Annotated in this window: 12 protein-coding genes and 1 riboswitch; of the genes, 5 read left to right on the forward strand and 7 right to left on the reverse strand. The window is 59.7% G+C overall.

Annotated features, from left to right (window positions below):
* Nucleotides 1-38: 38 nt before the first annotated feature.
* The gene (locus RLO149_RS17280; RefSeq protein ID WP_013963386.1) at nucleotides 39-728 is read left to right on the forward strand and encodes an ABC transporter ATP-binding protein; all 690 of its coding nucleotides are present in this window, start codon (nucleotides 39-41) and stop codon (nucleotides 726-728) included.
* On the forward strand, nucleotides 725-3,241 hold the full coding sequence (locus RLO149_RS17285) for an ABC transporter permease (protein WP_013963387.1): 2,517 nt from the start codon (nucleotides 725-727) through the stop codon (nucleotides 3,239-3,241). The genes RLO149_RS17280 and RLO149_RS17285 overlap by 4 nt, the downstream gene beginning before the upstream one ends.
* Nucleotides 3,242-3,287: 46 nt before the next feature.
* On the opposite strand, the gene gcvP is transcribed toward RLO149_RS17285, so the two are convergent.
* Genes gcvP through gcvT form a run of 3 tightly spaced genes read right to left on the reverse strand, consistent with a single transcriptional unit; the run spans nucleotide 3,288 to nucleotide 7,690 of the window.
* Nucleotides 3,288-6,137 (reverse strand): aminomethyl-transferring glycine dehydrogenase, encoded by a 2,850-nt coding sequence (gene gcvP / locus RLO149_RS17290; RefSeq protein WP_013963388.1) that lies wholly within the window; start codon nucleotides 6,135-6,137, stop codon nucleotides 3,288-3,290.
* 51 nt (nucleotides 6,138-6,188) lie between these two features.
* Entirely contained in the window at nucleotides 6,189-6,548 is a 360-nt protein-coding gene (gene gcvH / locus RLO149_RS17295; RefSeq protein WP_013963389.1) for a glycine cleavage system protein GcvH, read from the reverse strand.
* A gap of 17 nt (nucleotides 6,549-6,565) precedes the next feature.
* The gene (gcvT, locus tag RLO149_RS17300) at nucleotides 6,566-7,690 is read right to left on the reverse strand and encodes a glycine cleavage system aminomethyltransferase GcvT (RefSeq protein ID WP_013963390.1); all 1,125 of its coding nucleotides are present in this window, start codon (nucleotides 7,688-7,690) and stop codon (nucleotides 6,566-6,568) included.
* A gap of 155 nt (nucleotides 7,691-7,845) precedes the next feature.
* A riboswitch (glycine riboswitch) is annotated at nucleotides 7,846-7,934 on the reverse strand.
* Nucleotides 7,935-8,030: 96 nt separating this feature from the next.
* On the opposite strand from gcvT, the gene RLO149_RS17305 reads away from it, so the two are divergent.
* Nucleotides 8,031-8,621 carry a gamma-glutamylcyclotransferase family protein gene (locus tag RLO149_RS17305; RefSeq protein WP_013963391.1) on the forward strand — a complete coding sequence of 197 codons (591 nt, stop codon included), beginning with the start codon at nucleotides 8,031-8,033 and terminating at the stop codon, nucleotides 8,619-8,621.
* Here RLO149_RS17305 and RLO149_RS17310 read toward each other — a convergent pair.
* Together RLO149_RS17310 and gltX are read right to left on the reverse strand one after the other, a co-directional pair.
* A complete protein-coding gene (locus RLO149_RS17310) occupies nucleotides 8,568-9,974 on the reverse strand; it encodes an MATE family efflux transporter (RefSeq protein ID WP_013963392.1) in 1,407 nt (468 codons plus the stop codon). The two genes, RLO149_RS17305 and RLO149_RS17310, sit on opposite strands and share 54 nt — an antisense overlap.
* An 18-nt stretch (nucleotides 9,975-9,992) precedes the next feature.
* Nucleotides 9,993-11,318: a glutamate--tRNA ligase gene (gltX, locus tag RLO149_RS17315; RefSeq protein WP_013963393.1), complete on the reverse strand. Its 1,326-nt coding sequence runs from the start codon at nucleotides 11,316-11,318 to the stop codon at nucleotides 9,993-9,995.
* 176 nt (nucleotides 11,319-11,494) lie between these two features.
* Between gltX and RLO149_RS17320 the strand changes: the two genes are divergently transcribed.
* The gene (locus tag RLO149_RS17320) at nucleotides 11,495-12,424 is read left to right on the forward strand and encodes an MBL fold metallo-hydrolase (protein ID WP_013963394.1); all 930 of its coding nucleotides are present in this window, start codon (nucleotides 11,495-11,497) and stop codon (nucleotides 12,422-12,424) included.
* A gap of 19 nt (nucleotides 12,425-12,443) precedes the next feature.
* On the opposite strand, the gene RLO149_RS17325 is transcribed toward RLO149_RS17320, so the two are convergent.
* Entirely contained in the window at nucleotides 12,444-13,253 is an 810-nt protein-coding gene (locus RLO149_RS17325) for a CE1 family esterase (RefSeq protein ID WP_013963395.1), read from the reverse strand.
* A gap of 105 nt (nucleotides 13,254-13,358) precedes the next feature.
* The gene (locus RLO149_RS17330; RefSeq protein WP_013963396.1) at nucleotides 13,359-15,017 is read right to left on the reverse strand and encodes an NAD+ synthase; all 1,659 of its coding nucleotides are present in this window, start codon (nucleotides 15,015-15,017) and stop codon (nucleotides 13,359-13,361) included.
* A 175-nt stretch (nucleotides 15,018-15,192) separates the two neighbouring features.
* Here RLO149_RS17330 and RLO149_RS17335 point away from each other — a divergent pair, with 175 nt between their 5' ends.
* Nucleotides 15,193-16,581 (forward strand): MORN repeat-containing protein, encoded by a 1,389-nt coding sequence (locus tag RLO149_RS17335; protein WP_013963397.1) that lies wholly within the window; start codon nucleotides 15,193-15,195, stop codon nucleotides 16,579-16,581.
* Nucleotides 16,582-16,610: the final 29 nt, after the last annotated feature.

A 16,610-nucleotide genomic window follows, 5' to 3' on the forward strand; every position in this document is an offset into this window, starting at 1 on the left:
CCATATGCCAGAGGGAAGTCAACAACCTGTGGTACCTCATGTCTGACCCCATCTACAGCCTCACAAATGCAGCATTGTCACTGGATGGCAATGCAGGGCCTGTGGAAATTCTGCGCTCGATCAGCTTTGAGGTCCACAAAGGTGAAAGCCTTGGGCTGATCGGGCCATCCGGGTCCGGGAAGTCTTCGCTGTTGATGCTGATGGGCGGGCTGGAACGGCCCACGGGGGGGCGCGTCACGGCTTTGGGTCATGATCTGGGCGACATGAACGAAGACGCGCTGGCCCGTTTCCGGCGCGCGCATATGGGCGTGGTGTTTCAGTCCTTTCACCTGATCCCGACAATGACGGCACTGGAAAATGTGGCAACGCCGCTGGAACTTGCCACCGATCCTGATGCCTATGACAAGGCGCGCGCGGAGCTCGATGTGGTGGGCCTTGCCCATCGCGCCGACCACTATCCGGCGCAGATGTCGGGCGGGGAACAGCAACGTGTGGCGCTGGCACGCGCCGCCGCACCGCGCCCCGATATCCTGCTGGCGGATGAACCCACAGGCAACCTCGACGGGGTAAATGGGGCGGCCATCATCGACTTGCTGTTCGGGTTGCGCGACCGGCACGGCGCGACGCTCATCCTCGTGACCCATAGCACCACGCTGGCGAACCGTTGTGATCGGATTATACGCCTGTCCGACGGACAGATTGACCCGATGGAACAGGCAGCACAATGAGCCTGGCGGTCGCAGCGCGGTTTGCCCGGCGTGAATTGCGCGGTGGCTTGCAGGGGTTTCGCATCTTTCTGGCCTGTCTGGCACTGGGTGTGGCCGCGATTGCCGCCATAGGCACCGTGCGCGTCAGCATTGAGGCTGGTCTGGCCCGCGAAGGAGCAGCACTGCTCGGCGGGGACGCAGAGCTTGATTTCACCTACCGCTTTGCATCAGAGGACGAACGCGCATGGATGCAAAACGCCGCCCGCGCTGTCTCGGAAATCGCCGATTTTCGCTCCATGGCGGTCGTCGGTGACAGCCGCGCGCTGACGCAAATCAAGGCGGTCGATAGCGCCTATCCCCTTATCGGGACCGTGGGACTAGAACCGCAAATACCGGTTGATGTTGCCTTAGGCACCCACGGGGATTTGCCCGGCGCGGTGATGGAACGTGTCCTGATGGACCGTCTCGGCCTGTCCGTTGGGGATCGCTTTGCGCTTGGCACACAGGAATTTCACCTCTCCGCCGTGCTGACCCGCGAACCGGATGGGGCTGCGGCTGGCTTTGCCCTCGGGCCGCGCACCATCGTCTTGACCACGAGCCTTGAAAACTCGTCCCTGCTGGCCCCCGGCACGCTCTTTTCCACCAAATACCGACTGGCGGTAGACCCCGGCAAAGACCTTGAGCAGCTCAAAACCGAGGCCGCCCTCACGTTTGCCGAAACCGGCGTGCGCTGGACCGACGCGCGCAACGGCGCGCCGGGCATCTCGGAATTCGTGGACCGCCTCGGCGCATTCCTCGTGCTGATCGGGCTGTCGGGCCTTGCCGTCGGGGGTGTGGGCGTGTCGTCGGCCGTGCAGGCCTATCTGTCGCAAAAGACCAGCGTGATCGCCACCTTGCGCACCCTTGGTGCAGAACGCAAAACGATATTCCTGACGTATTTTCTGCAGATCGGTGCGCTTTCGGTCCTCGGCGTTATGCTGGGCCTCCTCCTCGGGGCGCTGATCCCTGTTGCTCTCGCCCCGCTGATTGCTGCGCAATTGCCCATCCCCGCCGCATTCGCCATCTACCCCGCCCCCTTGTTTGAAGCGGCGGTTTACGGGCTGTTGACCGCATTCATTTTTACTCTTTGGCCCCTCGCACGCGCCGAGGAAGTCCGCGCCGCCACCCTGTTTCGCGACGCGCTCAGCACCGGTCAGAAACTGCCGGCCCCCCGCTATATCGCGATCACGTTGCTGGCGCTTGCAGTGCTCTTGGGCGTGGCCGGGTGGTTCTCGGGCACGTGGTGGCTAACGCTGCTGACAGCCGGGGGTATCGCGGGCGCACTGGTGCTGCTGACCGGGGCCGCATTCCTGATCCGGGTTCTGTCGAAACGGGGCAAGGCGCTATCTCGTGGCAAACCAAGGCTTCGCTGGGCGTTGTCGGCCATTTCCGGCCCCAAGGAAGGTGCCACCTCGGTCGTCCGGTCGCTGGGCCTTGGGCTGTCGGTCCTTGCCGCGGTGGGGCAGATTGATGGCAACCTGCGCAATGCCATCACGGGCAACCTGCCCGACGTCGCGCCAAGCTATTTCTTTGTCGACATCCAGAAAGACCAGATCGATGGATACACCGACAGGCTGGAAAGCGACCCCGCCGTCAGCCGCATTCAATCCGCCCCGATGCTGCGCGGGATCATCACCCGGATCAACGGGGCGCCTGCTGCGGAAACAGCCGGGGACCATTGGGTCTTGCAGGGCGACCGTGGCGTGACCTATTCCGCTGCCATGCCCGAAAACACGCGGCTGACAGCCGGGGAATGGTGGGCCGATGACTATAGCGGGCCGCCCCTGATCAGCTTTGCCGCCGAAGAGGCAGAAGAGATGGGGCTGCGCCTTGGCGATACGATGACGATCAATATCCTGGGGCGCGACATTACAGGCACGCTCGCCAGTTTCCGGGAGGTTGATTTTTCCACCGCAGGTATCGGTTTCATCCTCGCCATGAACCCCGGTGCATTGGCAGGCGCACCGCATAGCTTCATCTCAACCGTCTATGCCGAAGAAACGGCGGAGGCTGAAATCCTGCGTGATCTTGCCTCGCGCTACCCCAATATCACCGCAATACGCGTGCGCGATGCCATCGACCGGGTCGCGGATGCGCTTGGTGGCTTGGCGACGGCCACCTCTTACGGGGCCGCCGCGACGCTGCTGACAGGGTTTCTGGTGCTGATCGGCGCTGCTGCCGCCGGGACCCGCGCGCGGGTCTATGAAGCCGCCATTCTGAAAACGCTGGGGGCCTCGCGCCGCTCCATTCTGGCAAGCTTCGCCTTGAGATCGGCGCTGCTGGGCGGTGGCGCAGGGCTTGTAGCGCTGGCTGCTGGGGTGCTGGGCGGCTGGGTGGTCAGCGTCTATATCCTCGACACATCCTTTATCGTGATCTGGCCCTCTGCGATTGGCATCGTGCTCGGCGGTATTCTTGCCACCACGCTGGCGGGGCTGGCTTTTGCCTGGACCCCACTGAATGCCAAACCCTCGCGCATCCTGCGCGCGCTGGAATGACATAGCCGCAGCTCCCACCCCGCGCCATTGTCAAAGCAGCCAGCCGCTACTCCGCAGCCTCCGCATAGTCTTCCATGGGCGGGCAGGTACAAACCAGATGCCGATCACCGAACACATTGTCGACCCGGTTGACCGGCGGCCAGTATTTGTCCACGCGGAACGCGCCCGGCGGGAAACACCCCTGATCGCGGCTGTAGGGGCGCTCCCAATCGCTGACGAGGTCTTCGACAGTGTGGGGCGCGTTTTTCAGCGGGTTGTTCGCGGCGTCCATGCGGCCTGCCTCAATCTCGGCAATCTCGGCGCGGATGGCGAGCATGGCATCACAGAACCGGTCCAGCTCTGCCTTGGTTTCGCTCTCGGTTGGCTCAACCATCAACGTTCCTGCAACAGGCCAGCTCATCGTTGGCGCATGGAACCCGCAGTCGATCAGACGTTTTGCAATGTCTTCGACGCTCACCCCCGCGGATTTTTCAAAGGGGCGCACATCAAGCACGCATTCATGCGCCACCCGTCCCGTCGGCCCGCGGTAGAGCACGTCAAACGCGCCCTCAAGACGTTTGGCGATGTAATTTGCGTTCAGGATCGCAACCCGCGTCGCTTGCGTCAGGCCATCCCCGCCCATCATCAGGCAATAGGCCCAGCTGATCGGCAACAACGAAGGCGACCCGAATGGCGCTGCCGAAACAGCCCCTTCCCCCCCGCCGGTCATCTCATGCCCCGGCAAGAAAGGCGCAAGATGGGATTTGACGCCAATCGGTCCCATGCCCGGCCCACCGCCGCCATGCGGGATACAAAAGGTCTTGTGCAGGTTCAAATGGCTCACGTCCCCGCCCAGATCGCCCGGACGGCTCAGCCCCACCATCGCGTTCATATTCGCCCCGTCGATATAGACCTGACCGCCGTGCTGATGGGTGATCCGTGTGACTTCGGTAACGGTCTCTTCAAACACCCCATGGGTGGAGGGATAGGTGATCATGCAGCCTGCAAGGTTGTCGGCATGGTGCTCGGCCTTCGCGGCAAAATCTGCCATGTCGATATCGCCATTGTCCGCCGATTTGATCGGCACGACAGTCCAGCCCACCATCTGGGCCGACGCAGGATTGGTGCCATGCGCGCTCATCGGGATCAGGCAGATGTTGCGATGCGCTTCCCCATTCGCGCGGTGATAGCCTGCAATGCTCAGCAGTCCGGCGTATTCCCCCTGCGCGCCGGAATTGGGCTGCATCGAAATCTGGTCATAGCCGGTGATCTGGCACAGCTTGGCGCTCAGATCGTCAATCATCTCTGTATAGCCTTTGGCCTGATCCACCGGCGCAAAGGGATGCAGCAGCGAAAAATCGCGCCAGCTGACCGGCATCATCTCTGCCGCAGAATTCAGTTTCATCGTACAGGAGCCCAGCGGGATCATCGCCCGGTCAAGCGCCAGATCCCGATCAGACAGGCGACGCATGTAGCGCATCATCTCGGTCTCGGCCCGGTTCATGTGAAAGATCGGATGCCTCAGATAGTCGGACGTGCGCAGCATTTCTTCGGGAAAACGGTAGTCGGGCCGAAAATCATTATCGGCCCGCGTGATACCAAAGGCGCGCCAGACCGCCTCAAGCGTATCCGGACGGCAGCGTTCATTTAGGCTGATGCCCACACGGGTTTCCCCCACGCGCCGCAGGTTGATCCCTTCATCCACCGCCGATTTCATCACCGCCGCCTGCAACGGCCCTACGTCCACAGTGATCGTGTCGAAAAACGCTTGCGGGTCGACAGTGAACCCTGCCTCTTCCAGCCCTTTTGCCAGGCGCACGGCTTTTCGGTGGATGCGCTGCGCGATGGCGCGCAAGCCTTCGGGTCCGTGGAAAACCGCATACATGGACGCCATGACCGCCAACAGCGCCTGTGCCGTGCAGACATTGGACGTGGCCTTTTCGCGCCGTATATGTTGTTCGCGCGTTTGCAGTGACAACCGGTAGGCCCGGTGCCCGTGACTGTCGACAGATACGCCGACAATCCGCCCAGGCATGGCGCGTTTATACGCATCCCGGCAGGCCATATAAGCCGCATGCGGCCCGCCATAGCCCTCGGGCACCCCAAACCGCTGGGTTGAGCCGACGGCGATATCCGCGCCCATGGCGCCGGGTTCTTTCAACAGCGTCAGCGCCAGTGGATCAGCAGATACAACACCGATCGCCTTATGGTCGTGCAACGCCGCCATATGGTCGGTGAAATCATTCACATGACCATAGGTGCCGGGATACTGAAAGATCGCGCCAAAGACGGCTTCGGCGTCCATCTTGTCAGGGTTGCCGACGATAATCTCAATGCCCAAGGGCGCGGCGCGGGTTTGCATCACGGCGATGTTCTGCGGGTGGCAATCCCGATCCACAAAGAACGCCTTGGATTTGGATTTCGACACCCGCTGCGCCATGGTCATCGCCTCGGCACAGGCGGTGGCCTCATCCAGAAGGGATGCGTTGGCGACCTCAAGCCCGGTCAGATCGGAAACCATGGTCTGGAAGTTTAAAAGCGCTTCGAGGCGGCCTTGCGAAATCTCGGGCTGATAGGGGGTATAGGCTGTATACCACGCCGGGTTTTCAAGGATGTTGCGCTGGATCGCGGGCGGTGTGACCGTGCCATAGTATCCCTGCCCGATCAGCGACGTCAGCACCTCGTTCTTTGACGCGACCCGGCGCAAATGCTCCAGCACCTCACGTTCCGACATCGCCTTGCCAAAGGCCAATGGCTCTTTCTGGCGGATCGCTGCGGGCAGCGTATCATCCATCAGCGCATCAAGGTTCGCGGCACCCGTCACCTCCAGCATCTGCGTCATTTCCGCAGGGGATGGGCCAATATGGCGCCGGTTGGCAAAATCATAGGGCAGATAGTCTATCGGCGTGAAACTCATGGGGTCATTCTCTTTCTGCTGGCAGGGGTCATGCGCATCGGGTGCAGCAGTTCAGGCGATAAACGCCTGATACCCTGCTTCATCCATGAAATCGTCCATCTGGGATGGGTCGCTGGCTTTCATCTTGAAAAACCATGCCTCTCCCTGCGGGTCTTCATTGACCGCACCGGGATTGTCCGCAAGCGCCGTATTCACCTCAGTAATCTCGCCATCAATCGGGGCCAGAATATCACTGGCCGCCTTGACGCTTTCGATCACAACGACTTCTTCGTCCTTGCTGACGGTTGTGCCCTCTTCGGGCAGTTCCAAAAACACCACATCGCCCAATTGTTCGGCGGCATGTGTCGTAATGCCCACGATGATCTCGTCACCTTCGGGGCGCAACCATTCGTGCTCTTCTGTGAATTTCATAATCTGTTTCCTTTTTTCTAACGTTTAAAACCTGCTGGGACAAACGGCAGGTCAACGACCTCGACGCCCATGCGCTTGCCGCGCACCTCGCCCCAAAGCGCGGTGCCGGTGGTGGCAAAATCGGTATCGACATATCCCATGGCAATCGGCCCCTGCACTGACGGGCCAAAACCGCCCGAGGTGACCGACCCGATCTGCGCGCCCCCTTCGGCGGTAGCAAAAAGCGCCACGCCCTGACGCATGGGCGCGCGTCCTTCGGGGCGCAATCCGACCCGTTTTGTCGCCGGGCCCCCCGCCATTTCGTCAAAAATCGCTTCACTGCCGGGAAAGCCGCCAGCGCGCGCGCCGCCCTGACGCCGCACTTTCTGAATGGCCCAAGACAACCCGGCACCAACCGGACCTGTCGCGGCATCGATATCATTGCCATAAAGGCACAAACCCGCTTCCAGCCGCAGGGAATCCCGCGCCCCAAGTCCGATGGGTGCTACCTCTGCGTCGTTAATAAGCCGCCGCGCCAGAGAGACCGCTTCGTCCGCTTGTACGGAGATTTCAAATCCGTCCTCACCAGTATAGCCAGATCGGGAGGCCCAGACCGCATGTCCGCATAACGACAACTCGCATGAGTCCATGAAGCGCATCGCTTCGGCCCGCTCATCCAGAGACGTGATCACACTGCCCGCCGCCGGACCCTGCAAAGCAATCAAGGCCCGGTCGCTCAACTCGCTCAGGGTGATGTCATCCGGCAAACCCGCGCGCATCAGGGCCAGATCAGCGTCCTTGCAGCCCGCATTTATTACCACGAACAACGAATCGCCGCGACGCGCAAACATCAGATCATCCTCGATGCCGCCTGCCTCATTGGTGAAAAAGCCGTAGCGTTGCCGCCCATCCGCAAGACCGAGCACATCCATCGGGACCAAAACTTCAAAGGCAAGCGCAACCGCTTCCCAGGATGGGCCGGACAATAGGACCTGCCCCATATGGCTGACATCAAAAAGCCCTGCATGGCCGCGCGTGTGCAGATGCTCTTTCATGACCCCCATCGGATATTGAACAGGCATCTCGTACCCTGCAAAAGGCACCATTTTCGCACTCAGCTCTGCATGTAACTCAAAAAGTGGCGTCCGCTTCAGATCTGCCATCCGGTCCCCTTAATCGTCGCCGGTGCTGCATGAAGCAATACAACGGCATTCCGCGCGCAGCTCCGAGACCTGCGCCTGAATGCCCCCTCTGTCTTTTCGCCTGAGATCGTTATCCCTTCGGCGGATGCGTCCTGCGCATCTCTCTCCAGAGTTCTTACACCACGACGGTCCTTTGGCCTGAGAGTTTCCGGGGCGGTTGCTCCTTCGGCACCAGCATTTATGCCAGTTCTCCCGTAGTGGATGGCGTCACGCTATGCCGCCCCATGTGTGTTGGTCAAGTCCCCTTGTGAAGCAGCGATACCCATGATTGACTGTGCGGGGTAACACCAAAGAGACATAGATGAACGACCCCTACTTCTTTGGCTACGGCAGCCTTGTGAACACAAAAAGCCACGACTATCCGAACCCGCAGCCCGCAACACTGCGCGGATGGCGCAGGGCATGGGTTGCAACGCCACGCTACGGTGTTGTTCTGCTGACTGGTGTGCAAGCACCGGGCCATAGTATCGACGGGCTGATCGCCCATGTCCCGGGCGCGGATTGGGCGGCCCTTGATGCGCGCGAGGGCGGGTATGCCCGCCTGCAGGCCTCACGCGATGTTGATCACGAGTTGTCCCATCGCCCCGAAATCGCGGTCTATGCCGTGGCCCCGGAAGATATGACAGACAACAAAAGCCACAGCATTCTGCTCAGCTATCTTGATGTCGTTGTTCAGGGGTTCCACGAGGTTTATGGCGCGTCCGGTGTGCAGCATTTCTTTGACACAACCGACAATTGGCATACACCTATCCTCAATGACCGCGACGACCCGATCTATCCGCGCCACCAGAGACTGACAAGGGCACAAACTGCTTTGGTCGATGAGAATCTTGATCGGCTATCGGCGCAGGTACAAAAGCGACATGAGGCGGCCCTGCCTCCCAAATTCTGAGGGTTTCGCCTCTGCTGCGGCGATTTCCTGAGGCGCACGCGCGATCACACGCCGCGCAAGCCACCATGCAAGCACACCAAAGATCACACCACCCACGGCCTGCCCGACCAAAACGCCCTGCGCTCCGAAAAAGCTGGACCCCAACAGCACCAGAGGGATCATGCCTACAGTATTGCGCCCCCAATTAAGGAAGGTCGAATAGAATGGATGACCCAGATTGTTAAAGGTCGCATTGGCCACGAACAAAACGCCGTTGAAAAAGAACAGCAGCGACAGCGGGCCGCAAAACAAAAAGACAAGATCACGCGTGACCCCCGTTGCCATAAACAGATCCGCAATCGGATCGCGCAGCGCAAACAGCACAGATGACACAACTACGATCACAAGCCCCGTAAACAGCAAGGCAGATGTCAGGCCGGATTGCACACGTTCAAAGTTGCGCGCGCCGTAATTCTGCCCAAGGATCGGCCCGACAGCACCTGATAGTGCGAAGATCACGCCAAACGCCAGCGGGCTGAGACGCCCGACAATCGCCATCCCGGCAACCGCCATCTCGCCGAAATCGGCCATGGCGCGGGTCACAATGGCTTGCCCCACTGGAGTGGCAAGCTGTGTCAGAATCGCGGGAAAGGCAATGGCGGCAATCGGCGGGAGATCCCGCAACAAACCGCGCGGACGCGGCCGCCCGACCCCGCCATAGTGCCGGATAATCGGCATCAGCGCTGTGACCGCAATGACAATGCGCGCCGCAACCGACGCCAATGCTGCACCGGTCAATTCAAGATCGAGGCCAAAGATCAGGATCGGATCCAGCACCGCATTGATCAACCCGCCGTAAATCGTCGCCATCATCGCCCGGCGGGCATCACCATGCGCGCGCAGGATCGCCCCGCCCATCATGCCAATCATCAGGAATGGTAGGCTTGGCACAACAATTCGCAAATACTGCACCGCAAGGTCAGCCGTGCGCCCCTTTGCCCCCAGCAGGTCCACAATCGGGGCAAGGTTCATCCAGACCAGCGCTGCAAATGCGGTGCCGAAGACGACCCCATAGGTCAGCGCGTGGGTCTTGCGCTCTGACGCGAGCGCCGCATCACCTGCACCAAGGGCGCGCGCCACCAGTGCCCCCGCGGCAATCGCCATCCCAATCCCGAAAGACGTGGTAAAAAACAGCACCGTCGCCGCATACCCCACGGCGGCGGCCAGTTCGGCCTTTCCCAACATCGCGATAAAAATCATGTCGATGAAATCAACGGCGAAAATCGCCATTAACCCCACGGATGAAGTCAGGGACATCACCGATATGTGGCGAAACAGGCTCCCCTTGAGAAACTTCGCCTGTGCCTCAGCCATACGCTAAAGGCGAACAGCTCATTCGCGGGCCTTAACGGTTTGCAACAAGGGCATGAGCATCGACATGTCCGGCCCGTGGCTTTGACCGGTCAGAGCTTTGCGCAGCGGCATGAACAACCCGCGCCCTTTACGCCCGGTTTTTTCTTTCACGGCACCGGTCCATGTCCCCCAGGTCGTCGCATCAAAGGCGCCGTCCGGCAAAAGCGCCAGCGCATCGGCGACAAATTCGCGGTCTTCGTCGTCGATCTGCGGTTCTGCACCATCGCGCATCATCACCCACCATGGGGCAATGTCCTTGAGCGTGGTGATATTCTCGCGCGTCACGTCCCAGAACTGTGCGGCCATGTCGTCAGGGACGCCCGCCGCAGATATCTCCTCTGCAACATCCGCCAGAGACAAGCCCGCCAGATAGCGCGCAGTCAGTGGATAAAGGTCGTCGGCATCGAATTTGGTCGGCGCCGAGCCAAAGCGCGATATGTCAAAGCCCTCGATCAGGTCGGCCATGTCGGTGTGCAACTCGACCGGGTCGCTGGAGCCAAGCCGCGCCATCAGGCTGAGCAGTGCAGCAGGTTGAACACCGCTTTCACGCAGATCACGCAGCGCCAGCGTGCCCAGACGTTTGGACAAGGCCTCGCCCTGCGGGCCGGTCAGCAACGAGTGATGCGCAAATGCAGGAACCGTGCCGCCAAGCGCGTTGATGATCTGAATTTGTGTCGCGGTATTGGTTACATGATCCGAACCGCGCACCACATTCGTGACGCCCATCTCCGTGTCATCGACCACCGAAGCCAGCGTGTACAGGATTTGACCATCGCCGCGAATGAGCACCGGGTCGGACACAGAGGCCGCATCAATCGAGATATCCCCCAGAATGCCATCCGCCCATTCGATCCGCTCGCGGTCCAGTTTGAACCGCCACACACCTGCACCACGCTCAGTGCGCAAGGCGTCTTTTTCAGCATCCGACAATGCCAGTGCGGCCCTGTCATAAACGGGCGGCTTGCCCATATTCAGCTGTTTCTTGCGCTTGAGATCCAGTTCGGTCGGTGTTTCGAACGCTTCGTAAAACCGTCCCATGTCCCGCAATTTGTCAGCGGCATCAGCGTATTGGTCAAGGCGCAGCGATTGACGCTCGATGCGATCCCAGTGCAGGCCGAGCCATTCAAGGTCCTGCTTGATCCCGTCTACATATTCTTCTTTCGACCTTTCCGGATCGGTGTCGTCAATCCGCAGGATGAACGTTCCGCCCGCTTTGCGCGCAATCAGGTAATTCATCAAAGCCGTGCGCAGGTTACCGATATGGATGTAGCCTGTGGGCGACGGGGCGAAACGGGTGGTGGTCATTTGCTGTCTCCTGTTGGCGCGGTGTTGTCACAGGGCCATGTATTTGTCCAGCAACCCGGTACAGCGCCTCTGTCAACTTCTACGCGAAATTGTGAAGGTCAATCCATGCGAAAACAATGGCCCCCGCGACATTCTGCCCTATATCTGGGATCAATGACAAAACCGGGAGAACCTTGATGTCGCACACCCCTAAAATTTCACGCCGCGCTGCACTGGCCAGTGCTGCCGCCTTGCCGCTTGCTGCCGCTACGGTCGGGACCAGCTATGCAGCGGCTCCAATCACTGGCGCGCAAATGTCGCCGTTCCAACGGCTCAAGGTCGGCGGGTTTGATGTCACCACGCTGTTGGCCGGCACCGTGCCGCGCGATGATCCGCACAGCATTTTTGGCCTGAACGTGGACAAAGAGACCTTTGACAGCGTCTCCGCCGCTGCAAACCTGCCGACCGACAAGGCGCAGTTTTTCTTTACACCAACCGTGGTGAATACCGGCAGTGAATTGGTGTTGTTTGACACCGGCCTCTCCGGCGTTGGCACGGTTGCAGCCCTCGAAGCGGCTGGCTACACTGCGGATCAGATTGATGTGGTCGTTTTGACCCACATGCACGGCGATCATATTGGCGGCATGACGCTTGAGGATGGCAGCCCGACCTTCACCAATGCGCGTTATGTGACCGGGCGCGTCGAATATGACGCATGGGCCGCACAAGACAATGACCGCTTTAAATCCAAGGTTGTTCCCTTCGCCGAGAAGATGACCTTTCTTGAAGATGGTGGTTCAGTTGCCTCAGGGCTGACGGCAATGGGCGCGTTCGGTCACACGCCCGGTCATATGAATTATATGGTCGAAAGCGAAGGTACGCAGATTTACCTCGGTGCGGATTTCGCCAACCACTACATCTGGTCCCTCGGGCATCCGGATTGGGAAGTGAAATTCGACATGGATAAACCGGCCGCCGCCGCGATGCGTCGCAAAATCCTGGACATGCTTGCCGCCGATAAAGTCGCATTTGTGGGCTATCACATGCCATGGCCCGGCGTCGGTTATGTCGAAACCAAGGACAGCGGGTTCACTTATGTGCCCCACAGCTACCAGCTGATGCTCTGAGCCAATTGCAGGGTGGCTTTTACAGCTGCCCTGCTTTTTGCAATTGCTCCCAGCCATGGCGCAAGTGTTCGGTGCGAAACGAATGCCCGCCCTTGAACAGGCAGAACGCCAGAAGTTCACCATCATCGTTACGCTGTTCTTTACAACTTAACCCATCATAATGCGCGGCCTCAGCATTGCCGAACTCCCCAAACGCCTCGTACATATTCAGCGCAGCAGGTACTTCCCCTTGTTTCGTGGGACCAATCGGGCGGCCAAGCAGCGGGACGGTCTTATCCTGATCTCCGTGAATGTGGACAATGCTCGCGGCGGGTGCCGCACAGGTTTCAGGCGGCTTCAGCCAATACGTCCCCGCAATCGGCACAAATCCCGCGAACATGTCAGGCCGCGCGCAGGCGAGGTTCCACACCATCATGCCCCCGGCGCTGAACCCGGTGGCGACAATGCGATCCCTATCAAGGGCAAACCGGGTCGCGGCATCGCTCAGCACCGCATCAAAATAGGCAAATTCTGCCGCGCCATCTGTATCAAGGTGACGCGGGGCATTGGGGATCACCCAGTCCTGATCGCCTGATTTGACCGCAATCAGCGCCGCCCCAAGATCGGACGCCAAACCGCGCAGGGACCGGTTGCGCATAACGCCCCGCGCTGAGCCACGATAGCCATGCGCAAAGACGATGGCAGGCACCGGAACGCTTGCGTCATACCCTTGCGGCAATGCAATGCGGTAGTGCCGCTCACCAATCATGCAATCGCTGTCAGGCCCACAGGCCGCCGCCGGAAAGGCAAAGACCGTAAGTGCCAAAAGAAAAAGACCACGCAAAACCATAAAACCCGTTCCTTATTGATGTGGTCTTCAAAACAGGTGGAAAGGCCCTTTGGCAAATCACAGTTTTGCGTTTCGCGTCACATGTGACGGGTTCAGGGGCTGCTTTCAGCCCCGATCACGCCACCTGTTCACAATCGGATAGCGACGATCCAGCCAGAACGCCCCTTTTGTCAGCCGCGCGCCCGGTGCGGACTGGAAACGTTTGTATTCACTAATATAGATCAGGTGCTCAATCTTCTTGGCGGTCTCGGCGTCACTGCCTGCGGCGACACAGTCTTCGATGGAGCCGTTCCGGTCGACCAGTATCTCAAGCAGCCGGTCCAGTTCCGGGTAATCAGGCAGGCTGTCACTGTCTTTTTGATCTTCGCGCAGTTCGGCGGAGGGCGGTTTGTCAATCACGCGCGGCGTGATCACTTCACCATCCGGGCCTTCCATCCAACTGCGGTGGTTCTTGTTGCGCCAGCGGCAGGTCTCAAACACGCGGGTCTTATAGAGGTCCTTGATCGGATTATACCCCCCCGCCATATCGCCATAGATTGTCGCATAGCCCACGGCCACTTCGGATTTATTCCCAGTCGTCAAGAGCATCTCACCGAACTTGTTGGACATGGCCATCAACAACAACCCCCGCAGGCGGGACTGGATGTTTTCCTCGGTCAGGTCCGCGTCATGCCCCTCAAAGAGCGGTGCCAATGTCTGCTCAACGGCAGCGCGCCCCTCCGTGATCGGAACGTAATCATAGTGACACCCCAGTGCTTTCGCGACGGCCTCTGCATCTTCGAGCGATTCCGCTGAGGTGTACTCCGACGGCAGCATCACGCAGCGTACGTTCTGCGCCCCGAAAGCATCGACCGCTATGGTCGCGACCAATGCGGAGTCGACCCCGCCTGACAGGCCCAAGAGCACTTTGCCAAACCCTGTCTTGCGACAATAATCCCGCAGCGCCTGAACCATCACGCGGTAATCCTGCTCCCACGCATCCGGGTGATGGGCCTTTTCCCCTTCGACAATCCGCCAGCCCTCAGGCCCGCGTTCCAGATCGACATGTGCGACCGCCTCGTCAAAAGCAGGCAGTTGCACAGCCAGATTGCCGCCGGGGTTCAGCCCAAAGCTGGCCCCGTCAAACACCTGGTCGTCCTGCCCGCCCACCATATTGAGGTAAATCAACGGCAACTCAGTTTCTATGACGCGCGCGACCATATGGTTCAGGCGGGTTTCGAACTTGCCGCGATAATAGGGTGACCCGTTTGGCACCAGCAAAAACTCAGCCCCGGTTTCTGCCAGCGTTTCCGCCACATCCTCGTGCCAGGCGTCTTCGCAAATCGGGCTGCCAACGCGTGAATTTCCTACGGAATAAGGACCACCAAGCGGGCCTGCATCGAAAATGCGCACCTCGTCAAAGACGGTCTCGTTGGGCAGATGGTGCTTGAGCACCTGACTGACGATTTTGCCGCCCTTCAGGATCAGATACGCGTTATATAACTTGGTGCCTTCGACCCACGGGCTTCCGATGGCCAACGTCGGCCCATCTGCACAGTCTTGTGCCAGTGCCTCGATGTGGCGCATCGCATCGAGTTGAAACGCGGGCTTCATAACCAGATCCTGCGCATTGTAGCCTGCGATAAACATCTCAGGCAGCGCAACAAGATCGGCCCCGGCCGCTTTGCCTGCCGCCCAGACTTCACGCGCGATTGCCGCATTGCCGGCCAAATCGCCAACCGTCGGGTTCATCTGGCCCAGAGTAATTCGAAAACGATCCGCCATGGTTAAGGCCCTTTTGCCTGCCCGCCTGCCTGATTTTGACCCATGTAGCAGATCACACGCCCGATGAAAGCCCAACCCCGCCTATTGCGGCAAAAGGGCGTTGCCCCCGCCCTGCCCATTGCTTAAATTGCCCCACGACATCCCGACGCAGTTTTCCAGATGATAAAGGGTAATCATGACACTTCGCCGCCTGAGCTTTTGCCTTGCCCTATTGCCCCTGCCCCTTCTGGCGCAGGACGGTGAAACACAAACCAAGCAGTACGAAGACGGCGGGGTATACGAGGGAACATTCAAGGGCGGCGTGCAGCACGGTACGGGCACCTACAAATTGCCTAACGGCTATGAATATACCGGGCAATGGGTTGACGGGGAAATCAAAGGCGAAGGTATTGCCCGTTTTCCGAATGGTTCCGTCTATGAGGGCCTTTTTGCCAAAGGAAAACCGGAGGGCTTTGGCCGCATCACCTTTGCTGATGGCGGCACCTATGAAGGCGAGTGGCTCGCCGGTGCCATTATGGGACGCGGCATCGCGCTTTATGCAAATGGTGTGCGCTATGAGGGCAGTTTTCGCAACGCGAAACATCATGGCAAAGGCACGATGCAAAGCCCCGGCGGATATGAGTACAAAGGCGACTGGGTCGATGGCGTCAAACAGGGGCTGGGCACGATCACCTACCCTGATGGTGCTGTCTATGAGGGCCGTGTCGCGAATGGAAAGCGCGAAGGCGAAGGTACGCTGACCATGCCCGATGGCCTGATCTATGTCGGCCTGTGGCGCGATGGTCAAATTGACGGCACCGGCAAGCTGACGCAGGCCAATGGCGATGTCTACGAGGGGCAACTGGTCGCGGGGCGTCGCGAGGGCATTGGCAAGGTAACCTATGCAAATGCCGATATCTATGAGGGCGAGTTTGCCAATGATCTGCGCGAGGGTCAGGGGACTTTCACGGCACAGGATGGGTACACATATGTCGGATCATGGGTTGCAGGCGAGATCGAAGGCGAAGGCCGCGTTACCTATCCTGACGGTTCGGTCTATGTGGGATCATTGTCCGCAGGACAGGCAGATGGGCAAGGGCTGATCACCTATCCGGATGGTTCCACCTATGAAGGCGAATGGAAAGATGGCGTCATCGACGGCATCGGCAAGGCCGTCTACGCCAATGGCGTGGTGTACGAAGGCAATTTTCGCAATGCCCGCAATCACGGCCAAGGTGTGATCACCGATGCAAGTGGTTATCGCTATGACGGAGAGTGGCTGGACGGGCAACGCCACGGGCAAGGCACTGCCACCTATCCCGATGGCACCATCTACACCGGCGGCTTCTCAGGTGGGCAGCGGGACGGACAAGGCAAGATCGTCATGCCGTCCGGTTTCACCTATGAAGGGGCTTGGGCCAGCGGCGAAATCGAAGGGATCGGTGTCGCAACCTATGAAAACGGCGATGTCTACGAGGGCATGTTTCGCGCGGGAAAACGTCAGGGGACAGGCACCATGCGCTATGCAACCGGCGAGGAAAATTCCGGAGAGTGGGAAAACGGCATCCTGACCGACGGCGGCTGAATGGCGGTCCGCGCGACCCTTATGACGCG

Source organism: Roseobacter litoralis Och 149, assembly GCF_000154785.2.
Lineage (GTDB): Bacteria > Pseudomonadota > Alphaproteobacteria > Rhodobacterales > Rhodobacteraceae > Roseobacter > Roseobacter litoralis.

Coding starts and splice junctions, on each gene's coding strand:
- gcvT (WP_013963390.1), bottom strand. CDS start 7,690: ATGGCAGATCTGAAGCGGACGCCACTTTTTGAGTTACATGCAGAGCTG.
- gltX (WP_013963393.1), bottom strand. CDS start 11,318: ATGACCACCACCCGTTTCGCCCCGTCGCCCACAGGCTACATCCATATC.
- RLO149_RS17285 (WP_013963387.1), top strand. CDS start 725: ATGAGCCTGGCGGTCGCAGCGCGGTTTGCCCGGCGTGAATTGCGCGGT.
- RLO149_RS17335 (WP_013963397.1), top strand. CDS start 15,193: ATGACACTTCGCCGCCTGAGCTTTTGCCTTGCCCTATTGCCCCTGCCC.
- RLO149_RS17330 (WP_013963396.1), bottom strand. CDS start 15,017: ATGGCGGATCGTTTTCGAATTACTCTGGGCCAGATGAACCCGACGGTT.
- RLO149_RS17305 (WP_013963391.1), top strand. CDS start 8,031: ATGAACGACCCCTACTTCTTTGGCTACGGCAGCCTTGTGAACACAAAA.
- RLO149_RS17310 (WP_013963392.1), bottom strand. CDS start 9,974: ATGGCTGAGGCACAGGCGAAGTTTCTCAAGGGGAGCCTGTTTCGCCAC.
- RLO149_RS17325 (WP_013963395.1), bottom strand. CDS start 13,253: ATGGTTTTGCGTGGTCTTTTTCTTTTGGCACTTACGGTCTTTGCCTTT.
- RLO149_RS17320 (WP_013963394.1), top strand. CDS start 11,495: ATGTCGCACACCCCTAAAATTTCACGCCGCGCTGCACTGGCCAGTGCT.
- RLO149_RS17280 (WP_013963386.1), top strand. CDS start 39: ATGTCTGACCCCATCTACAGCCTCACAAATGCAGCATTGTCACTGGAT.
- gcvH (WP_013963389.1), bottom strand. CDS start 6,548: ATGAAATTCACAGAAGAGCACGAATGGTTGCGCCCCGAAGGTGACGAG.
- gcvP (WP_013963388.1), bottom strand. CDS start 6,137: ATGAGTTTCACGCCGATAGACTATCTGCCCTATGATTTTGCCAACCGG.